Source organism: Silicimonas algicola (assembly GCF_003148765.1).
GTDB lineage: Bacteria > Pseudomonadota > Alphaproteobacteria > Rhodobacterales > Rhodobacteraceae > Silicimonas > Silicimonas algicola.
The window spans coordinates 504,736-522,414 of sequence record NZ_QGGV01000002.1; the positions used below are offsets into that span (position 1 = coordinate 504,736).

The 17,679-nt window shown below is 67.0% G+C and carries 23 protein-coding genes and 1 tRNA gene; 16 read left to right on the forward strand and 8 right to left on the reverse strand.

Translation table 11 applies throughout. The annotated features are described in order from the left end of the window. Positions 1 to 20: 20 nt before the first annotated feature. Genes C8D95_RS06835 through C8D95_RS06845 form a run of 3 tightly spaced genes read right to left on the reverse strand, consistent with a single transcriptional unit; the run spans position 21 to position 3,240 of the window. Positions 21 to 488 carry a DUF6173 family protein gene (locus C8D95_RS06835; RefSeq protein ID WP_109758405.1) on the reverse strand — a complete coding sequence of 156 codons (468 nt, stop codon included), beginning with the start codon at positions 486 to 488 and terminating at the stop codon, positions 21 to 23. Continuing rightward, positions 485 to 1,537, reverse strand: coding sequence for an MBL fold metallo-hydrolase (locus C8D95_RS06840; protein WP_109758406.1), 1,053 nt, complete (start codon positions 1,535 to 1,537; stop codon positions 485 to 487). Before C8D95_RS06840 ends, C8D95_RS06835 begins: the two co-directional genes overlap by 4 nt. Then, the gene (locus tag C8D95_RS06845) at positions 1,537 to 3,240 is read right to left on the reverse strand and encodes an acyl-CoA dehydrogenase (protein WP_109758407.1); all 1,704 of its coding nucleotides are present in this window, start codon (positions 3,238 to 3,240) and stop codon (positions 1,537 to 1,539) included. The genes C8D95_RS06840 and C8D95_RS06845 overlap by 1 nt, the downstream gene beginning before the upstream one ends. A 107-nt stretch (positions 3,241 to 3,347) precedes the next feature. Between C8D95_RS06845 and C8D95_RS06850 the strand changes: the two genes are divergently transcribed. Next, positions 3,348 to 4,295: an L-threonylcarbamoyladenylate synthase gene (locus tag C8D95_RS06850; protein ID WP_109758547.1), complete on the forward strand. Its 948-nt coding sequence runs from the start codon at positions 3,348 to 3,350 to the stop codon at positions 4,293 to 4,295. On the opposite strand, the gene C8D95_RS06855 is transcribed toward C8D95_RS06850, so the two are convergent. Further along, a complete protein-coding gene (locus C8D95_RS06855) occupies positions 4,277 to 4,507 on the reverse strand; it encodes a hypothetical protein (RefSeq protein WP_109758548.1) in 231 nt (76 codons plus the stop codon). The two genes, C8D95_RS06850 and C8D95_RS06855, sit on opposite strands and share 19 nt — an antisense overlap. Positions 4,508 to 4,633: 126 nt before the next feature. Between C8D95_RS06855 and C8D95_RS06860 the strand changes: the two genes are divergently transcribed. Next, positions 4,634 to 5,347 carry a M48 family metalloprotease gene (locus C8D95_RS06860; RefSeq protein WP_109758408.1) on the forward strand — a complete coding sequence of 238 codons (714 nt, stop codon included), beginning with the start codon at positions 4,634 to 4,636 and terminating at the stop codon, positions 5,345 to 5,347. A 183-nt stretch (positions 5,348 to 5,530) separates the two neighbouring features. Here C8D95_RS06860 and C8D95_RS06865 read toward each other — a convergent pair whose 3' ends face one another. After that, positions 5,531 to 6,184: an alpha/beta hydrolase gene (locus C8D95_RS06865; protein WP_109758409.1), complete on the reverse strand. Its 654-nt coding sequence runs from the start codon at positions 6,182 to 6,184 to the stop codon at positions 5,531 to 5,533. A gap of 158 nt (positions 6,185 to 6,342) precedes the next feature. Here C8D95_RS06865 and iscR point away from each other — a divergent pair, with 158 nt between their 5' ends. The 12 genes from iscR (at position 6,343) to C8D95_RS06925 (ending at position 15,503) form a co-directional block, all read left to right on the forward strand. After that, the gene (gene iscR, locus C8D95_RS06870) at positions 6,343 to 6,804 is read left to right on the forward strand and encodes a Fe-S cluster assembly transcriptional regulator IscR (RefSeq protein ID WP_109758410.1); all 462 of its coding nucleotides are present in this window, start codon (positions 6,343 to 6,345) and stop codon (positions 6,802 to 6,804) included. Further along, the gene (locus tag C8D95_RS06875) at positions 6,801 to 7,892 is read left to right on the forward strand and encodes a cysteine desulfurase family protein (protein WP_109758411.1); all 1,092 of its coding nucleotides are present in this window, start codon (positions 6,801 to 6,803) and stop codon (positions 7,890 to 7,892) included. Before iscR ends, C8D95_RS06875 begins: the two co-directional genes overlap by 4 nt. Before the next feature lie 14 nt (positions 7,893 to 7,906). Then, the gene (gene sufB, locus C8D95_RS06880) at positions 7,907 to 9,427 is read left to right on the forward strand and encodes a Fe-S cluster assembly protein SufB (protein ID WP_109758412.1); all 1,521 of its coding nucleotides are present in this window, start codon (positions 7,907 to 7,909) and stop codon (positions 9,425 to 9,427) included. A 3-nt stretch (positions 9,428 to 9,430) separates the two neighbouring features. Then, positions 9,431 to 9,766, forward strand: coding sequence for a hypothetical protein (locus C8D95_RS06885; RefSeq protein WP_109758413.1), 336 nt, complete (start codon positions 9,431 to 9,433; stop codon positions 9,764 to 9,766). Next, positions 9,767 to 10,117 carry a DMT family protein gene (locus C8D95_RS06890; protein WP_109758414.1) on the forward strand — a complete coding sequence of 117 codons (351 nt, stop codon included), beginning with the start codon at positions 9,767 to 9,769 and terminating at the stop codon, positions 10,115 to 10,117. A 4-nt stretch (positions 10,118 to 10,121) separates the two neighbouring features. Next, on the forward strand, positions 10,122 to 10,442 hold the full coding sequence (locus C8D95_RS06895) for a heavy metal-binding domain-containing protein (RefSeq protein WP_109758415.1): 321 nt from the start codon (positions 10,122 to 10,124) through the stop codon (positions 10,440 to 10,442). 126 nt (positions 10,443 to 10,568) lie between these two features. Then, a complete protein-coding gene (locus C8D95_RS06900; RefSeq protein WP_109758416.1) occupies positions 10,569 to 11,108 on the forward strand; it encodes a hypothetical protein in 540 nt (179 codons plus the stop codon). An 85-nt stretch (positions 11,109 to 11,193) separates the two neighbouring features. After that, the gene (gene sufC, locus C8D95_RS06905; protein WP_109758417.1) at positions 11,194 to 11,949 is read left to right on the forward strand and encodes a Fe-S cluster assembly ATPase SufC; all 756 of its coding nucleotides are present in this window, start codon (positions 11,194 to 11,196) and stop codon (positions 11,947 to 11,949) included. Continuing rightward, positions 11,949 to 13,235, forward strand: coding sequence for a Fe-S cluster assembly protein SufD (gene sufD, locus C8D95_RS06910; RefSeq protein ID WP_109758418.1), 1,287 nt, complete (start codon positions 11,949 to 11,951; stop codon positions 13,233 to 13,235). Before sufC ends, sufD begins: the two co-directional genes overlap by 1 nt. Positions 13,236 to 13,240: 5 nt before the next feature. Beyond that, positions 13,241 to 13,726: a YIP1 family protein gene (locus C8D95_RS06915; RefSeq protein ID WP_241239654.1), complete on the forward strand. Its 486-nt coding sequence runs from the start codon at positions 13,241 to 13,243 to the stop codon at positions 13,724 to 13,726. Further along, complete coding sequence (locus tag C8D95_RS06920; RefSeq protein ID WP_109758420.1) at positions 13,726 to 14,283, forward strand: hypothetical protein; 558 nt, start codon at positions 13,726 to 13,728, stop codon at positions 14,281 to 14,283. Before C8D95_RS06915 ends, C8D95_RS06920 begins: the two co-directional genes overlap by 1 nt. Further along, positions 14,283 to 15,503: a cysteine desulfurase gene (locus C8D95_RS06925; RefSeq protein ID WP_109758421.1), complete on the forward strand. Its 1,221-nt coding sequence runs from the start codon at positions 14,283 to 14,285 to the stop codon at positions 15,501 to 15,503. The genes C8D95_RS06920 and C8D95_RS06925 overlap by 1 nt, the downstream gene beginning before the upstream one ends. On the opposite strand, the gene C8D95_RS22725 is transcribed toward C8D95_RS06925, so the two are convergent. Further along, the gene (locus C8D95_RS22725) at positions 15,500 to 15,622 is read right to left on the reverse strand and encodes a hypothetical protein (RefSeq protein WP_277601021.1); all 123 of its coding nucleotides are present in this window, start codon (positions 15,620 to 15,622) and stop codon (positions 15,500 to 15,502) included. The two genes, C8D95_RS06925 and C8D95_RS22725, sit on opposite strands and share 4 nt — an antisense overlap. A 57-nt stretch (positions 15,623 to 15,679) precedes the next feature. Continuing rightward, positions 15,680 to 16,573: a LysR family transcriptional regulator gene (locus tag C8D95_RS06930; RefSeq protein ID WP_109758422.1), complete on the reverse strand. Its 894-nt coding sequence runs from the start codon at positions 16,571 to 16,573 to the stop codon at positions 15,680 to 15,682. Between the two features lie 117 nt (positions 16,574 to 16,690). Here C8D95_RS06930 and C8D95_RS06935 point away from each other — a divergent pair, with 117 nt between their 5' ends. Further along, complete coding sequence (locus C8D95_RS06935) at positions 16,691 to 17,002, forward strand: hypothetical protein (protein ID WP_126918568.1); 312 nt, start codon at positions 16,691 to 16,693, stop codon at positions 17,000 to 17,002. A gap of 84 nt (positions 17,003 to 17,086) precedes the next feature. Beyond that, positions 17,087 to 17,163: transfer RNA gene (locus tag C8D95_RS06940), tRNA-Arg, on the forward strand. A gap of 21 nt (positions 17,164 to 17,184) precedes the next feature. On the opposite strand, the gene C8D95_RS06945 is transcribed toward C8D95_RS06940, so the two are convergent. Beyond that, positions 17,185 to 17,538: a prepilin peptidase gene (locus tag C8D95_RS06945; protein ID WP_109758424.1), complete on the reverse strand. Its 354-nt coding sequence runs from the start codon at positions 17,536 to 17,538 to the stop codon at positions 17,185 to 17,187. Positions 17,539 to 17,679: the final 141 nt, after the last annotated feature.

Genomic DNA, 17,679 nt, shown 5'->3' on the forward strand with positions numbered 1-17,679 from the left:
AGTGACTTGCAGGGCGACGTTCAATCGTCGTCGTCACTCTCGTCATCGTCGAGCGCTGCGGCCAACTGGAAGCCGATGCGCCGGGGCGCTTCGGTCTTTTCCTGCTTCGGCATGGCGCGGAGAAGGACGTTGAGCTGTGTGACGTGCTGCACCAGCTGGACGCGCGCGCCCGATCCGTCGGTGCCGTAAAAGGTCACGATATCGGGGTCGAAGTACCCCAGCCCCTCGATCCTCAGGAAGCCCCCGCCGGTATCGGTGAAGCTCATCGCCACCTCGTGTTCGGCGTCGAGCACCTTCTCGAAGTTCTGGATATAGAGGATCAGGCGCTGATAGGCCCATTCCGCCGGGCTTTTCCGCTCGACGGGCCGCCGGGTCACGGCCTCGGGCAGCGGCTCCTTCTCGAAGCAGACCGCGTCGGGGTCGGCGTGGACCGCAGATGCGTGCCTGCGATCCGAGGGATAGGGCGGCGGGCTGTCGTTCGATGTCATCGCTGATCTCCCGCACGATACACCCAAGCCCCATCCTCGCGGCGGTCCCGGCTGGCACGGCCCTGGTGCCAGAGATGCAGGCAATGCGCCACCGCTTCCCCGAGCGCCAGTCCGAACTGGCCACCGGTGATCTCCCGCTTGAAGACCGGAACGAAGCTTTCCACCGCCGTTGCAGGCCGTGACGACAGGGCGGTTTCGAGACGGTGAAGCGCCGAGACGTGGTTCTCGATCATCTGGTCGAGGCGGGTCGGAAGGCCGGTGAAAGGCAGCTTGTGGCCCGGCAGGATCAAATGAGGTTCGGAGGTCAGGGTCTTGAAACTATTGCACGATGCGATCCAGTCCCCCACGGGATCGCCCTCGGGTTCGGTCGGGTAGACGCTGAGGTTGGGAGAGATCGAGGGCAGAAGCTGATCGCCGCCCAGGACAAGGTCGTCGTCCTCGGACCAGAGCGTCGCGTGTTCGGGGGCGTGACCGTGGCCGATGCGGACGCGCCAGCGACGACCGGCTGCGGTCAGGACGTCACCTTCCGAAATCCGGGTATAGCCGACCGGCAGCGGCGCCACGACATCGGCGAAGTTGAACGGCCGCTCGGCCTTCCGCGCCTCGAGCATCGCCGCCGGCATTCCCGCGGCGCGCCAGAACTCCAGCGCGGCCTCGCTCGGCCGTTCCTGCACGTCGAGCGTGAGCATCCTCGCGAAAAGCCAGGCCGTCCGCGTCGTGACGAGCGTCGCCCCTGTACGCGCCATCAGCCATCCGGCAAGGCCGACATGGTCCGGGTGGTGATGCGTCACGACGATGCGCGCAACGGGCTTGCCCGCCAGCGGACCGGAAAGCAGCGCTTCCCAGCCCGAGCGGCAGGCCGAGCTGTTCAACCCGGTATCGACCAGCGTCCAGGCGTCGCCGTCGTCCAGCGCGTAGACGTTGACGTGGTCGAGCGCCATCGGCAGGGGCATCCGCGCCCAGAGGACGCCCTCCGCGACCTCGATGACCTCACCGAGGCCGGGAGGCTCGGCATGGGGATAGCGGATGCGGCGGCCGCCATCGTCCATCAGGCGAAGGCCAGGTCTTCGGGCGACATGTCGTAGAGACCGTCGGCCCCGACCGAGACCTGCGCGAGAAGCGCCGCGTGTTCGGGCAAGAGCCGGGTGATGTAGAACCGCGCGAGCGCCCGGCGGGGACCGTTCTCGACCAGCGCCGCCTTGAGATGGAAGTGGCCGCCCAGGACCCGCGCGGCGGCGCGCAGGTAGGGCACCGCGCCCGCGAAGCGATCGTCGAGAGGCTGCGCCACGAGCCATTCGGTCGACTCTCGCAGCGTCTCGGCCGCGCTCCAGACGACGTGGGCCAGGTCCGGAAGTTCGGACCGGGCCGCCTCGGCCGCGGTCTCGACCTCGTCCAGAAGCCGGAACATCGCCTCGCCCCCGTCCGACATCTTGCGCGCGACGAGGTCCATCGCCTGGATGCCGTTGGTGCCCTCGTAGATCGACGTCACGCGCACGTCGCGAAGGTATTGCGCGACGCCCGTCTCCTCGATGAAGCCCATGCCGCCGTGGACCTGGATCGCGTCCTCGGCCACGGCGATGCCGGTGTCGGTGCCGAAGGCCTTGGCAATCGGTGTCAGAAGGGCGGCGCGCGCGGTCCAGTCGGCCTCGCCTGTGGCGCGCCCCATGTCGATGGCGACGGCGCAGGCCAAGGCTATGGCGCGGGCCGCGAAGACGTCGGCCTTCATCGCGGTCAGCATGCGGCGAACGTCGGCGTGCTCGACGATGGCGCCCGAGCCGCCGGCCTTGCCCTGCCTGCGGTCCGACGCGTATTCGAGCGCCTTCTGGAACGCCGCTTCCGCCACGCCGATGCCCTGTGCGCCGACGCCGAGGCGGGCGTTGTTCATCATCGTGAACATGGCCGCCATGCCGCCGTTCTCGGACCCCACCATCCAGCCCGTCGCGCCGTCGTACTCCATGACCGCCGTGGGCGATCCGTGGAGACCTAGCTTGTGTTCGAGGCTGACGACGCGGAGATCGTTGCGTCGGCCCGGATTGCCGGCCTCGTCAGGCAGGAACTTCGGGACGAGGAACAGGCTGATGCCGCGCGTGCCGGGCGCCGCATCGGGCAGGCGGGCGAGGACGAGGTGGCAGATGTTCTCGATGAAATCCGCGTCGCCCCAGGTGATGTAGATCTTCTGGCCCGAGATCGCGTAGGTGCCGTCGCCCGTCGGCTCGGCCTTGGTGCGAAGCGCGCCCACGTCGCTGCCGGCCTGGGGTTCGGTCAGGTTCATGGTGCCCGACCAGGTGCCGCTGGTGAGCTTCGGCAGGTAGAGCGCCTTGATCTCGGGGCTGGCGTGCGCTTCGAGCGCCTCGATCTGGCCCTGGGTCAGGAGCGGGTTCAGTTGCAGCGCCAGGCAGGCGCCCGACATCATGTCGTTGAGCGCGGTGCCAAGCGCCACGGGGAGGCCCATGCCGCCGTGGTCGGGCGCGGCGGTCAGCCCGATCCACCCGCCCTCGGCAATGGCGCGGAAACCCTCTTCGAAGCCGGGAGAGGTCCGCACGACGCCGTTCTCGAGACGGGCCGGCGAGGTGTCGCCCGCGCGGTTCAGGGGCGCGAGAACCTGGTCGCAGAGCTTAGCCGCTTCCGTCAGGATCGCCTCGACGGTGTCGGGCGTGGCCTCGGCGAAACGCTCGGTCGCCGCCACGTCTTCGAAGCCGACCACGCGGTCCAGGATGAAGCGGATGTCCGTCGTGGGCGAGGTGTAGGGCATCGCGGCCTCCCTGAAAGGCGGTTGGCAAGGGTCTGCGTCCTCGCTAACGGATGTGGCCGAGGATGCAAGCGGGCGACTGGCCCCGCAACACGGACGCAGCGTCACGCATGGACGGCACGACAGAGAGACTGGACCCGGATGCGGCTGGCGTCGCGCGCGCGGCCGACTTGCTGCGGGCGGGGCGTCTGGTGGCGTTTCCGACCGAGACGGTCTACGGCCTCGGCGCCGATGCGCGGCAGGGCGAGGCGGTGGCGGCCATCTTCGAGGCGAAGGGACGTCCGAGGTTCAATCCGCTGATCGTGCATGTCCCGGATGTTCGCGAGGCCGAACGCTATGGCGTCTTCCCGGCGGCGGCGCGGTCGCTGGTGGCCGGCGGATGGCCCGCCGGGCTGACGCTGGTCGTGCCCTTGCGCGAGGGGACGGGGCTGTCGCCCCTCGTCAGCGCGGGCAATCCGACCGTGGCGCTGAGGCTGCCGAAGGCGGATCTGGCGCAGCGGCTGTTGCGGAACTTCGGCGGCCCTCTGGCGGGACCCTCGGCCAACCCCTCGGGCAGGGTCAGCCCGACGACGGCGGATCACGTCCTGTCGGGCCTCTCGGGCCGCATCGCGGCGGTGCTCGACGGCGGACCGACTGAGGCGGGGCTCGAATCCACCATCCTCGGCTTTCCGGATGGCGTCCCGACCGTTTACCGCGAGGGAGTATGGCAGGCGCCGGCCTCCATGCCGCGCCTGACGAAAGCAGGCGAGGGACGGGCAGACGCGCCAGGCCAATTTTCGTCGCACTATGCCCCCAAGGGTTCGGTGCGGCTTGACGCCGTCACCGCCCGACCCGGCGAATGGCACATCGGCTTCGGTCCCGTTCGGGGTGATGTCTCGCTCTCCCCGGCAGGCGATTTGCGCGAGGCGGCGGCGGCGCTGTTCTCGCTCCTGCACGAGGCGGACGCAGCCGGGCGCGACCGGATCGCCGTGGCGCCCATACCGGACAGGGGCCTCGGCCGCGCCATCAACGACCGTCTGCGCCGGGCTGCTGCGCCCCGTCAGGCCTTCCGCTTGTAGACGCCCTCGGGCAGGTTCAGCGCGGCCGTCAGGTCGGCCAACTGCGACAGCGACAGGGTGATCTTGCACAGCCGCCCGGACTGCGCATCTTCCTGCTCGATGGTGACGCAATCCTCGAAGGCGTTTATCGTGACGTCCTCCTGCCGGTGGCTGGCGGGATCGTCGATGAGGGTGACGACGGTGGCGTCGAAGTCGTGCTCGATGGTGAACATGGGCCCCAGACTGCGCGCCACATCCGGCCGGTTCAAGCGGTTTCCTGACTGTCTGCCATCGAACCGATTGCGGCCTGCCGCGTTACGCAGCAGAATTGACAAAACAGAGCAGACACCGAGGCATCCATGCTGAAGCAAACCATTTTCGCCGCTGCCGCCCTGAGCGCGCTCTCGGGCTGCGACATCGAACCCGTGCCGGTCTCGCGGCCCGCACCCGGCGCCGAACCCGTGGCCGTCGTCTCGCGCACCGGCTCCGCCCAGTCGCTTGGCGACTTCCGCGCGGTGGTGGCGCGGGTCGAGCCGGTGGCCGAAGGCGTGTGCCGTCAGATGCGGCCCCGCGACAACTGCGATTTCAACATCGTCATCGATTCCCGTCCCGGCCTGCCGCCGAACGCTTACCAGACCTACGACGACGCGGGCCGGCCGGTGATCGCCTTCACGCCCGCGCTCATCGCCGAGATGAGGAACCGCGACGAGCTGTCCTTCGCGCTGAGCCACGAGGCCGCGCACCACATCGAGGGTCACATAAGCCAGACCCAGAGCAGCGCGCAGACGGGCGCGGTTCTGGGAGCGGTTCTGGGCCAGCTTGCGGGACTCGACGCGCAAGGCGTGGACGTGGTGACGAACATCGGCGGCACCGTTGGCGCGCGGCGCTACTCCAAGGGGTTCGAGCTTGAGGCGGACTCGCTTGGCGCCCGCATCGCGGCCCGCGCGGGATACGATCCCGTCCGTGGTGTGCTCTACTTCCAGGACGCGGCCGATCCGGGCGACAGGTTCCTCGGGACGCACCCGCCCAACGCCGACCGCATCCGGACCGTGCAGCAGGCCGTCGGCCGCTGACGCCCGCGTAAAACGGAAAGGGCCCGGCATGGCCGGGCCCGTCATCCTTGTATGCTCGATGGTCGTTCCGCCGTCTGAAGGCCGGAGTGAGGCCTGAGCCGCCTGTTGCGCCGATCAGGCGCGCAGGGTGAGGCGGCGCCAAGACCGATGTGAGGCGAAATTCGGGCGCCCGACCGGAAAGCCCTAGCGCGAGGTCTCGCCCAGACGCCGGGTGACATAGTCGGTCACCGTGCCGATCATCTTCTCCATGTGCGGATCCTCGAAAAAGTGTCCTGCGCCATCGACTTCGGAATGGGTCACGGTGATGCCCTTCTGCTCCTGCAGCTTCTCGACGAGGACATGCGTGTCCCGCGGAGGTGCGACGCGGTCGGACGTGCCGTTGATGACGAGACCGGAGGCCGGGCAGGGGGCGAGGAAAGAAAAGTCGTACATGTTGGCCGGAGGCGATACGCTGATGAAGCCGGTGATCTCGGGCCGCCGCATCAGAAGCTGCATGCCGATCCAGGCGCCGAACGAAAAGCCCGCGACCCAGCAATGCTTGGCGTTCTGGTTCATCGACTGGAGGTAGTCGAGCGCGGAGGCGGCGTCGGACAACTCGCCGATCCCCTGATCGTACTCGCCCTGGCTGCGGCCGACGCCGCGGAAATTGAAGCGCAGAACGTTGAAACCCATGTTGTGGAAGGCGTAGTGCAGATTGTAGACGACGAGGTTGTTCATCGTCCCGCCGAACTGCGGGTGAGGGTGCAACACGATGGCGATCGGAGCATCCTTGCTCTTCTGCGCATGGTAGCGCCCCTCGAGACGGCCTTCGGGGCCGGGAAAGATCACCTCGGGCATATCGTCGTCTTCACCTTCGTTCGGGGGCGTCGGGCCGGCCCATAGTTGACGGAAAAGGTCGGGGACCTTAGAAGCGTTCTAATTCGGGTCTGCCCTCCGAAAGGACAAGGGCTGAGGTAAGGCCCGGGCGCGAAAAGGTCAATGACGCAGGCGGTTCCATGAAACTGAGCACGAAAGGCAGGTATGCGATGGTGGCGCTCGCCGATCTCGCACTTGCCAAGGACGATTTGCACCTCTCGCTGGCCGAGATCTCGCGCCGGCAGGATATCTCGCTGCCCTACCTCGAACAGCTCTTCGTCAAGCTGCGACGCGCGGGGCTGGTGGACTCCGTGCGCGGTCCCGGCGGCGGCTACCGTCTGGCGCGCCCTGCGTCCGACATCCGCGTGAGCGAAATCCTCGGCGCCGTGGACGAGACGGTCAGCGCCATGCATACCGGCGCGGGCGCGTCCGGCGGCGTGTCGGGGTCGAAGGCTCAAAGCCTGACCAACCGGCTTTGGGAGGGATTGTCGGCGCATGTCTACGTCTTCCTCCACCAGGTCCGGCTGTCCGACGTGGTGACGAACGAGCTGGTGCCCTGTCCTGCCGTCCCCGCTCTCTTCGAGGTGGTGGACGAGGCATGACGGGCGGGGCGGGGCGTGTCTATCTCGACTGGAACGCGACCGCCCCCCTGAGGCCGGAGGCGCGCGAGGCGATGCTCTCCGCGATGGAGGTGGCGGGCAACCCTTCGTCCGTCCACGCCGAGGGGCGGGCAGCGCGGGCGCTGGTCGAAAACGCCCGCGCCGACGTGGCCGCACTGGTCGGCTGCAAGCCGGGCGAGGTGGTGTTCACCTCGGGCGCGACCGAGGCCGCCCGCGTGCTGTCGACGGTGCCCGCGCAGTACGACGTCCTGGTCGATCCGACCGCGCACGACGCGGTCTGGGCGCATGTCCGCATGTCGAACTGGTCCGAGAGGCCCGATGGACCGGGACACACGCTGGCGATGGGGCTCGCCAATTCAGAGACGGGCGTCATCACCGACCCGCCGGACAAGTTGGACGGCACGTACCCCTTCGGCGCCGCGCGGGCGGACAGCCTGTTCCTCGACGTGACGCAGGCCGTGGGCCGCATCCCCTGGTCCTTCGCCTGGTCGGGCGCAGCGCTTGCCTGCCTGTCGGCGCACAAGCTGGGCGGCCCCAAGGGCGTGGGCGCTCTGATCGTGCGGGACGGCATGGACATCACCGCGATCCAGTCGGGCGGCGGGCAGGAACTTGGGCGAAGATCCGGCACCGAGAACGTCACCGGCATCGCAGGGTTCGGCGCAGCAGCGCGCGCCGCGCTGCGCGATCTCGATGCGGGCGTCTGGACCGGGGTGGAGAAACTTAGAAATATTCTAGAATCCGCTCTGGTGTCCGGCGCGAAAGAGACTATTTTTGTCGGGAAAGAGTCGCGACGCCTGCCGAACACGTCCTGCTTCGTCACGCCCGGTTGGAAGGGCGAGACGCAGGTGATGCAGATGGATCTGGCGGGGTTCGCGGTGTCGTCGGGGTCGGCCTGCTCGTCTGGCAAGGTCAAGACGCCGAGGGTGCTTCAGGCCATGGGTCTCGACGCCCGGGCCGCGGAAGGCGCGCTGCGCGTGTCACTGGGTCCCACGACGACGGAAGACGATATCATGCGCTTCGCCGATGCCTGGCTGAAGCAAGAAAGGAAATACCGCCAACGGGCGGCATGAGGAAGGACACCGGTATGGCCGCACTGGACAACGAGGTGAAGGAAGGCGTCGACCAGGACACCGTGGATGCGGTCCGGTCGCTGTCGGGCAAGTACAAGTACGGCTGGAACACCGACATCGAGATGGACTACGCCCCCAAGGGTCTGTCCGAGGACATCGTGCGCCTGATCTCGGACAAGAACGGCGAGCCGGAGTGGATGACCGAATGGCGTCTGACGGCTTATCGCCGGTGGGTGTCGATGGACGAGCCCGAATGGGCGATGGTCCACTATCCCAAGATCGACTTCCAGGACCAGTACTACTACGCCAAGCCCAAGAGCATGGCTGTGAAGCCGAAGTCGCTCGATGAGGTCGACCCGAAGCTTCTGGAAACCTACGCCAAGCTCGGCATCCCGCTGAAGGAACAGATGATCCTCGCGGGCGTCGAGGGGGCCGAGGACGCGCCCGCCGAGGGCCGCAAGGTCGCCGTCGATGCCGTTTTCGACAGCGTCTCGGTCGGCACCACCTTCCAGAAGGAGCTCGCCAAGGCGGGCGTCATCTTCTGCTCGATCTCCGAGGCGATCCGCAATCACCCCGACCTGGTGAAGAAGTACCTGGGTTCGGTCGTGCCGCAGTCGGACAACTTCTACGCCACGCTCAACGCGGCGGTCTTTTCCGACGGCTCCTTCGTCTACGTGCCGCCAGGCGTGCGCTGCCCGATGGAGCTGTCGACCTATTTCCGCATCAACGCCGAGAACACGGGCCAGTTCGAGCGGACGCTCATCATCGCCGACAAGGGTTCTTACGTCTCCTACCTCGAGGGCTGCACCGCGCCGCAGCGCGACACGACGCAGCTTCACGCCGCCGTGGTCGAGCTGGTGGCGCTCGAGGACGCCGAGATCAAGTATTCCACTGTCCAGAACTGGTATCCGGGCGACGAGAACGGCAAGGGCGGGATCTTCAACTTCGTCACCAAGCGCGCCGATTGCCGCGGCGACCGCTCGAAGGTGATGTGGACGCAGGTCGAGACCGGCTCGGCCGTGACGTGGAAGTATCCGTCCTGCATCCTGCGCGGCGACGAGAGCCAGGGCGAGTTCTATTCCATCGCCATCACCAACAACTACCAGCAGGCCGACACCGGCACGAAGATGATCCACCTGGGCAAGGACACCCGGTCGCGGATCGTGTCCAAGGGGATCAGCGCGGGCAAGGCGCAGAACACCTATCGCGGCCTCGTGTCGATGCACCCGAAAGCCAAGAACTCGCGCAACTATACTCAGTGCGACAGCCTTCTGATCGGCTCCGAATGCGGGGCGCACACGGTCCCCTACATCGAGGTCAAGAACAATTCCTCCCGCGTCGAGCACGAGGCGACGACGTCAAAGGTCGACGACGAGCAGATGTTCTACTGCCGGAGCCGGGGCCTTGACGAGGAGGAGGCGGTGGCGGTGATCGTGAACGGCTTCTGCAAGGAGGTGCTCCAGGCCCTGCCGATGGAGTTCGCGATGGAGGCGCAGCAGCTGGTGGCGATCTCGCTCGAAGGCTCGGTGGGATAGGCGATGACGACGGGCGGCAGCACCGACGACGGGCTGATGCTCCAGGTCCGCAATCCCAGGCTGGATGCCTGGCCATTTGCCGTGCTAGCGGGCCTCATCGGGACCGTGACGACGCTGTATCAGCTCCCGGATCAGATGACGCTCTGGGGAAGTGCCATTGCCGCCGCGTTCGTGGGCGTGCTTCTGACGGTGCTTGTCGGATGGCCGCTGGCGGCCGCCCGTGGACGGCGCGCGGAACGTCTGAGGCAGAACCATCGAGACACGCGCGACGCGGACAAGTTCAAGGCCATAGCCGACCTGAAGGCCCGCGACGTAGCGCGCGCCCCGGAGTTGCCGTGATTGACAGCCGTCATACCCCCCACGGTCCTGCCGATCGTCCTGCTGGCCCTGTCGAACGTCTTCATGACCTTCGCGTGGTACGGGCACCTGAAGTTCAAGGCGACGCCTCTGATCGTCGTGATCCTCGTGTCCTGGGGCATCGCGTTCTTCGAGTACTGCCTCGCGGTGCCGGCCAACCGGATCGGGCACTCGGTCTATTCGGCGGCGCAGCTCAAGACGATCCAGGAGATTGTGACGCTGACCGTTTTCGTGGGCTTCTCGGCGCTCTATCTCAAGGAGGCCGTGACGCTGAACACGGTCATCGGCTTCGCCTTCATCGCCGTTGGCGCGGCCTTTGTCTTCAGGGGATAGCAGCATGATCGTCACCACCACGCCCTCGATCGAGGGCCGCCGCATCACCGCCTATCACGGCGTCGTCGTGGGCGAGGCCATCATCGGCGCCAACATCTTCCGCGACATGTTCGCCCGCGTGACGGACATCGTCGGCGGCCGGTCGGGCGCCTACGAGAAGTCGCTGCAGGAAGCGCGCGAGATCGCGCTCCGCGAGCTTGAGCAGCGCGCCGCGAAAGCCGGCGGAAACGCCGTCGTCGGTGTCGACCTCGACTACGAGGTGATCGGCGAGGGCAACGGCATGCTGATGGTCTCGGCCTCGGGCACCGCCGTCACGGTCGAATGATCCTGTCCCCTCTCCATAAACTCGCCCGAAACGGCGACAGTATCGCGGGATTTTCCGCGATTGCGCCATCTTCTGGCCACGATCCGTTGCGAGTGTCGCCGCGGCACGAGCAGAAGGGCGAGAGGCATGGCGACCTCGAAGATTCAGCGCACCGGGTTCGAGGACAGGCTGTCCCGGATCAAGAAGGGCGGCGACAACACCATGGGCGAGGTCCACATCGGGCCTCGGGACGAGGTGCGCGCCGGTCAGAAGCGCAAGCCCGGCACTACCGTGCGGTTGAAGAAGAAGAAACAGTCAAAGAAGGAAATCGGCCGCGCCTCCGGCGTGTCGCTTCTGATCCTTGCGTTTCTCTTCGGCGCGCTGTCGATGTTCGTGGGCCAAGCCGCATCCTATCACCTCTTCGCCGAAACCGGACTGATCCAGCTCGACCTGTCGGCCACGCCGGCGGCGCCCTACGTGCCGGTTGCGCATATCGTGATCGGCGGGTTCTTCGCGGTGCTCTTCGCCTGGACCTTTCAGCTCATGGGCGTGGTCCGGCTTGCCGCGATCGCGGCCGGGCTTTTCGTGATGGTCCAGTACCAGCCCGTGCTCATCAAATCGGTGCCCGGCGTCTATGCCGCGTTCTTCTCGGACGAATTCGTCGAGAGCCAGCTCGGCAAGGCCTGAGTCTCCGCAACCCACACTCTTTGAATTTGGAAGGGCGCCGCCATCCGGGCGGTGCCCTTTCTGTCGTCATGCGAGGAAGAAAGACATGCTGAAGATCGAAAACCTCGAGGTGAAGCTCGAGGAAGAGGACAAGGAGATCCTGAAAGGGGTCGACCTCGAGGTGCCCGCAGGCGCCGTCCACGCCATCATGGGACCGAACGGGTCGGGCAAGTCGACGCTGTCCTACGTCCTGTCGGGACGCGACGGCTATGAGGTGACCGGCGGGACCGCCACGCTGGAAGGCAAGGACCTTCTGGGCATGGAGCCCGAGGAGCGCGCGGCGGCGGGTCTCTTCCTGGCGTTCCAGTACCCGGTCGAGATCCCGGGCGTCGGCAACATGACCTTCCTGCGCACCGCGCTCAACGCTCAGAAGAAGGCCCGTGGCGAACCCGAGGTCAGTGCGGGCGACTTCCTCAAGCTCGTCCGCGAAAAGTCGAAGGCTCTCGAGATCGAGCCCGACATGCTGAAGCGGCCCGTCAACGTGGGCTTCTCGGGCGGCGAGAAGAAGCGGAACGAGATCCTCCAGATGGCGATCCTAGAGCCCCGGATGTGCATCCTCGACGAGACCGACTCGGGCCTCGACGTCGACGCCATGCGCCTTGTGGCCGAGGGCGTGAACGCGCTTCGCGACGCGGGCCGGGCCTTCCTCGTCATCACGCACTACCAGCGCCTTCTCGACCATATCCGCCCCGACGTCGTCCACATCATGGCGAATGGGCGCATCGTGAAGTCCGGCGGTCCCGAGCTTGCGCTCGAGGTCGAGCAGAACGGCTATGCCGACATCCTGGCGGAGGTGGCCTGATGGCATTGCCGCAAAAGAGGCAGGACGCCACCGAGGCGCGGATCGCCGCCCTCGACACGCCCGGAGGCGGGGGCTGGATCCGCAAGGCCCGGGACGAGGCGCTGGCGCGGTTCCGCTCCATGGGTCTGCCGGAGCGTCGCGACGAGTACTGGCGTTTCACCCGGCCTGACGAGCTGAATGCCGCCGCGGCCCCCGAGGCCGCCATTCTGGAGGCGAAGGAAACCCAGGTCTTTGGCGCCCTCGACCGTCTGTGCATCGTCTTTCGCGACGGCGTTTTCGACGAGGCCGCCTCGGACAAGCTCGAAGGCGAGGGGCTGGAGATCGAGCGGCTGGCCGACGCCGCCCGCGCCGACATCCACTGGGCCAAGGACCTCTACGGCGTACTGGAAGCCCGCGCGCAGGTGCCCGTCGTCCGTCCCTTCGCCGCCTTGAATACCGCTTTCGCGGCCGACGGTGTCGTCATCCGCGTCACGGGACGCGTCACGAAGCCTGTCCACCTGCGATACCTGCACGAGAAGACGGACAGCGACGCCATGCTGCACGTGGTCGTGCGGCTGGAGGAGGGGGCCGAGCTGACCCTTCTGGAGAACGGGCCCGCCGCCGCGCGCTTCAACAAGTGCATGGAGGTCGACGTCGCCGACCGCGCCGCCTTCCACCACGTCCGCGCGCAGGGTCGCGACCACGAACGCCGCGCCGTCACGCATCTCTTCGGCCGTCTCGGCAAGGAGAGCGTTTTCAAGTCCTTCACCCTGACCTCGAACGGGCGCCTGACGCGGAACGAGGTCTTTCTGGAGCTGACCGGCGACGACGCCGTGGCGCATGTCGCTGGCGCCGCCGTCGGCGACGGCGACTTCCACCATGACGACACGGTATTCATTGTCCATGACGCGCTGAACTGCGAAAGCCGCCAGGTCTTCAAGAAGGTCCTGCGCAACGGGGCGGTCGGCGTCTTTCAGGGCAAGATCCTGGTGAAGCGCGGCGCGCAGAAGACCGACGGCTATCAGATCAGCCAGGCGCTTCTGCTCGACGAGGATGCGCAGTTCCTCGCGAAGCCCGAGCTTGAGATCTATGCCGACGATGTCGCCTGTTCGCATGGCTCGACCTCGGGCGCGATCGACGAGGATGCGATGTTCTACCTGCGCTCGCGCGGTGTGCCGGAATCGCAGGCGACCGACCTTCTGGTCCTCGCCTTCCTCGCCGAAGCCATCGACGAGGTCGAGGACGCCACCATCTCCGAGGACATCCGGTCTCGGCTGGAAGGCTGGCTGTCGCGGCGAAGACGGTGAGCATCGTGCTGGACATACTGGGCACCTGGCGCGCCCCGAGACAGGTGCAGGCCCGCCGGATGGCGGGTCCGCCGCGTGAGGACAGGGCACTTGCCATCCTTCTTGCCGCATGCGGGCTGATCTACGTCGCCCAATGGCCGAGGCTGGCGCGCGAGGCGCACCTCGATCCGTCCATCGCGCTCGACGCGCGCATGGCGGGTGCGCTTTTCGCCTGGCTCATGGTGATGCCCCTGGCGTTCTATGCGCTGTCGCTTGTCCTGCACCTGGTGCTGCGCGCGGCGGGTGTCGCCACGACTGCCTTCCGAGTGAGGCAGGCGGTGTTCTGGGCGCTTCTTGCGTCGGTGCCGGCCTGGCTTCTGTCGGGACTGATCGCGGGCTTCGACGGGGACGGTGCGGCGCTGACCGTGGTCAGCACAGTGGCTGTCGCCGCGGTGGGGCTTTTTACGGCCGCAGGCCTGTCGGTCGCGGGCGCCCGGGCGGAGACCGTCTGATGTTTTCGGAACTCATGCGCGAGACTTTCCGCAATCCGCGGGGCGCCGCAGCGATGCTGGCGGGCCTGAACCTTCCCGGCCGCACGGCATGGATGGCTCTTGCCGCATCGCTGGCGATCTCTGTCCTCGTGACCGAGCCGATGTTCCAGCTCGCGCCGCCCGACACGTTTGGCGAGCCGATCGCGCCCCTGATGCGGTTCCTCGTGACGATCCCCTTCACGGGCGCTCTCGTCTGGGCCATCTGGAAGATCGCCTCGATCATGGGGGGCACGGCCGACCTCGCTCAGGTGATCGTGGTGTTCTCCTGGCTCGAGCTTCTCCTTTCGCTCGGCCTTCTTGCGATGCTCGTCCTGCTCTTCGTCCTGCCGCCGCTTGCGGGTCTGCTGGGGCTTGGCGCGATCATGGCCTGGATCTGGCTTCAGAGCGTGTTCTTCGCCCAGATCTTCGGCTTCGCCACGCCGGCCAAGGCATTTGCCGTGGTCGTCATGGCCTGGGTCGCGGTCTACGTCTTCGGCATCCTGATCCTGTCCATCGTCGCCGGAGGAGGGCAGGGCTGATGTACGACGTCATTGAGGTCCGCAAGGACTTTCCCATCCTGTCGCGCGAGGTGAACGGCAAGCCGCTGGTCTACCTGGACAACGGCGCGTCGGCGCAGAAGCCGCAGGTCGTGATCGCCGCCGTGACGCAGGCCTATTCGATGGAATACGCCAACGTCCACCGCGGGCTGCACTTCCTGTCGAACCTCGCGACCGAGAAATACGAGGCCGTGCGCGGCACCGTCGCGCGCTTCCTCCATGCCCGCCACGAAGACGAGATCGTGATGACCTCGGGCACGACCGAAGGCATCAACCTCGTGGCCTACGGCTGGGCCATGCCGCGCTTCGAGGCGGGCGACGAGATCGTCCTGTCGGTCATGGAGCATCACGCCAACATCGTGCCCTGGCACTTTCTGCGCGAGCGTCAGGGCGTGGTGCTGAAGTGGGTCGACGTCGACGAGACGGGGGCGCTGCCGCCCGAGAAGATCATCGACGCCATCGGCCCGCGCACGAAACTTGTGGCGGTGACGCAACTGTCGAACGTTCTCGGCACCCGCGTCGACGTGAAGGCGATCTGTGCCGGCGCGCGCGATAGGGGCGTGCCGGTCCTTGTCGACGGATCGCAAGGCGCGGTCCACATGCCGGTCGACGTCGAGGATATCGGCTGCGACTTCTATGCCATCACGGGACACAAGCTTTACGGCCCGTCGGGGTCCGGCGCGATCTGGATCCGCCGCGAGAGGCTGGCCGAGATGCGGCCCTTCCTTGGCGGTGGCGACATGATCCGCGAGGTCCACAAGGACGTGATAACCTATGCCGATCCGCCCATGAAGTTCGAGGCCGGCACCCCCGGCATCGTCCAGCAGATCGGCCTCGGCGTGGCGCTCGAGTATCTCATGGACCTGGGGATGGAGAACGTCGCCGCCCACGAGGAGCGTCTGCGCGACTATGCCCGGTCACGGCTCGACGGTCTGAACTGGCTGCAGGTGCAGGGCACGACGCCCGACAAGGCCGCGATCTTTTCCTTCACTCTCGACGGTGCGGCGCATGCCCACGACATCTCGACCGTCCTCGACAAGAAGGGTGTCGCGGTGCGGGCGGGGCACCACTGCGCCGGTCCGCTGATGGATCACCTGGGGCTCACCGCGACCTGCCGGGCGTCCTTCGGGCTCTACAATACCGAGACCGAGGTCGATACGCTGGTCGAGGCGCTGGAGCTTTGCCACGACCTGTTCGGCTAGCGCGTCCGGTCGAGGATTGCCGTCACCCTGTCGGTCGTCGTCAGGAATTCGTCGTTGTGCCTGAAGTGCCGCAGCGCGAAGAGGATGCGTGCCCAGTCGTCTTCGTCGAGATGCTCCATCCTTCATGTCCCCTCGGCCCCCGCCGGGCAGACTGACAGGAATTAGAAAACAATCTGTTAGGTCGTGGCCTGGGTCAGGCGATCCACGTCGGCCAGGAGACGGCCGCCAAGAACCTCGGCCGCCCGCGCGGCGATGCCCTTCACGAGATGGCGCACGCGCGGCAGTCGCAGGACTTCATCGCTGGCGTAAAGGTGGAGAACCCGGTCGATCCTTGCGTCGGGCACCTCCGCCGCCACGAGGCGCGGGTCCGCATCGCCGAGGCAGACGGGCAGGGTGCCCTGGCCCACGCCCGCCGCGACTGCCGAAAGAAGCGTGCCCGCATCCGTGGCCGTCAGCCTCACCCGCGCGCCCTTCGGCATCCGCCGCGTGACCTGCCGCCGGAAGGATGGCCCGGTCGCCAGGTCGTCCCGAAACTGCACCCAGGCGCCCTCTGTCGTCGGGCCATTTGCCGCGCGATAGACGGCGTAGGGTACGGTGCAGAAGGGATGCGCGCGTTCCGGCGCATGGGCCTCGGCGTCGAACCAGAGAGCGATGCCCGGATCGGGAAAGAGCGGCACGGGCGGCAGGCGGCCGTTCATCCGGATCTCCATCCCCTCGTTCTCGGCGAGGACGTCGCCCAGCACCGTCCCGGCAAGGCGGTCCAGCATCCAGTCGTTTCCCGACAGACGCACGACGCCGGACACGCAGTGGCGTGCCTCGGCCAGCGCGTCCGACATCCGCGCGATCTCGGCCTCGACGCGCAGGGCATGGTCGATGGCGGCCAACCCGTCGTCGGTCGGCAGGAAGCCCGTCTTCGCCCGCAGGAAGAGCCGTGTCTCGAGCTGCTCCTCCAGCGCCGACAGACGGCGTCCCGCCGTCGTCTGGTCCATCTCGAGGAGAAGCGCTGCGCCGGTCAGTGACCCGGCGCGCGATACCGCGAGCACGACCTTGAGGTGATCCCAGTCGATCATACCCTGTCCTGCGTTCCTGCATGAGCATCATGCGAAAGTTTTGCTTGAGCGCGCAACAAGAAGTCCGAAGGTATGCGCAACCTGGGGATGGGACCAACTCGATCAGGAAGAGACATGATGAGCCTCACGAAATTCATGGCCACGCTCGGAACGGCCGCGATCCTCACCGCCTGCGCGCAGACGGAAACGACGATGGTCCGCCCCGAGCCGGTGTTCGACAAGTACGGAAACGGCAGTTGCCAGGAGGGCTGGATCTACACGCCCGGCGCGGCTCCGCAGCAGCTTTGCGTCCCCGAGGACGAGTGTCTTCAGCCTGTCCAAACGGCCTCGGGCATCTACTGCCCGCCGGTCTACCGCCAGCCGCAGGATGACGGCCGCGATGACAACGACCGTGGTCGCCAGCCCGTCGGTACAGCACCGCAGAACTGATGCTTCCCGGCGCCGCCGACCCCGGTCAGGCGGCGCCGAATACCCGATTGCCTCCCCCGTCCTCTGACGCTATGACGGCCACAGGCACCCGTAGCTCAGCTGGATAGAGTGCTGCCCTCCGAAGGCAGAGGTCACAGGTTCGAATCCTGTCGGGTGCGCCAACACCGCAAACTCCATCGCCGTCACGTCGACAGGAACGCCAGCCAGACCAGCGCGAACGCGAGCGCCAGGCCGGGTCCGAAGGCGATGTCGCGGCGCTTGGAGCGGGACAGGAGCACGACCGCGAGCGTGCCCGCCGACGCGATCAGGACGACGAAGGGCAGGGGTTGCCATCCAAGCCATGCTCCGGCGGCGGCGAGGAGTTTCGCGTCTCCGCCTCCCAGACCTTCCACGCCGAACCTGCGATGGTAGGCGGCCCCGAGGATCGCGAAGAGGGCAAAGCCCGTCGCCGCACCGAGCGAGGCGTCGAGTTCGGCGGCGCCAATGTCCAGGTCGCCCGCCTGTCGGCTCCGTGCGAATGACAGGGTTGAACGCAGGCGACGTCGTGGCCCGCGTCATCGGGCAACCCGTCGGAAACGTCGAAACCGACCGCACGAGATATGAAGAAGTCGCGACCTCAGGCGTTGCGCGGCTCGAGATCAGCAGAGACGGAAAGACGATCGCATTGAGCTTCCCTC

What these genes read in the sequence shown, in the direction of transcription:
- C8D95_RS06835 (WP_109758405.1), bottom strand. Translation starts at nt 488, where the DNA reads ATGACATCGAACGACAGCCCGCCGCCCTATCCCTCGGATCGCAGGCAC.
- C8D95_RS06840 (WP_109758406.1), bottom strand. Translation starts at nt 1,537, where the DNA reads ATGGACGATGGCGGCCGCCGCATCCGCTATCCCCATGCCGAGCCTCCC.
- C8D95_RS06845 (WP_109758407.1), bottom strand. Translation starts at nt 3,240, where the DNA reads ATGCCCTACACCTCGCCCACGACGGACATCCGCTTCATCCTGGACCGC.
- C8D95_RS06850 (WP_109758547.1), top strand. Translation starts at nt 3,348, where the DNA reads ATGGACGGCACGACAGAGAGACTGGACCCGGATGCGGCTGGCGTCGCG.
- C8D95_RS06855 (WP_109758548.1), bottom strand. Translation starts at nt 4,507, where the DNA reads ATGTTCACCATCGAGCACGACTTCGACGCCACCGTCGTCACCCTCATC.
- C8D95_RS06860 (WP_109758408.1), top strand. Translation starts at nt 4,634, where the DNA reads ATGCTGAAGCAAACCATTTTCGCCGCTGCCGCCCTGAGCGCGCTCTCG.
- C8D95_RS06865 (WP_109758409.1), bottom strand. Translation starts at nt 6,184, where the DNA reads ATGCCCGAGGTGATCTTTCCCGGCCCCGAAGGCCGTCTCGAGGGGCGC.
- iscR (WP_109758410.1), top strand. Translation starts at nt 6,343, where the DNA reads ATGAAACTGAGCACGAAAGGCAGGTATGCGATGGTGGCGCTCGCCGAT.
- C8D95_RS06875 (WP_109758411.1), top strand. Translation starts at nt 6,801, where the DNA reads ATGACGGGCGGGGCGGGGCGTGTCTATCTCGACTGGAACGCGACCGCC.
- sufB (WP_109758412.1), top strand. Translation starts at nt 7,907, where the DNA reads ATGGCCGCACTGGACAACGAGGTGAAGGAAGGCGTCGACCAGGACACC.
- C8D95_RS06885 (WP_109758413.1), top strand. Translation starts at nt 9,431, where the DNA reads ATGACGACGGGCGGCAGCACCGACGACGGGCTGATGCTCCAGGTCCGC.
- C8D95_RS06895 (WP_109758415.1), top strand. Translation starts at nt 10,122, where the DNA reads ATGATCGTCACCACCACGCCCTCGATCGAGGGCCGCCGCATCACCGCC.
- C8D95_RS06900 (WP_109758416.1), top strand. Translation starts at nt 10,569, where the DNA reads ATGGCGACCTCGAAGATTCAGCGCACCGGGTTCGAGGACAGGCTGTCC.
- sufC (WP_109758417.1), top strand. Translation starts at nt 11,194, where the DNA reads ATGCTGAAGATCGAAAACCTCGAGGTGAAGCTCGAGGAAGAGGACAAG.
- sufD (WP_109758418.1), top strand. Translation starts at nt 11,949, where the DNA reads ATGGCATTGCCGCAAAAGAGGCAGGACGCCACCGAGGCGCGGATCGCC.
- C8D95_RS06920 (WP_109758420.1), top strand. Translation starts at nt 13,726, where the DNA reads ATGTTTTCGGAACTCATGCGCGAGACTTTCCGCAATCCGCGGGGCGCC.
- C8D95_RS06925 (WP_109758421.1), top strand. Translation starts at nt 14,283, where the DNA reads ATGTACGACGTCATTGAGGTCCGCAAGGACTTTCCCATCCTGTCGCGC.
- C8D95_RS22725 (WP_277601021.1), bottom strand. Translation starts at nt 15,622, where the DNA reads ATGGAGCATCTCGACGAAGACGACTGGGCACGCATCCTCTTCGCGCTG.
- C8D95_RS06930 (WP_109758422.1), bottom strand. Translation starts at nt 16,573, where the DNA reads ATGATCGACTGGGATCACCTCAAGGTCGTGCTCGCGGTATCGCGCGCC.
- C8D95_RS06935 (WP_126918568.1), top strand. Translation starts at nt 16,691, where the DNA reads ATGAGCCTCACGAAATTCATGGCCACGCTCGGAACGGCCGCGATCCTC.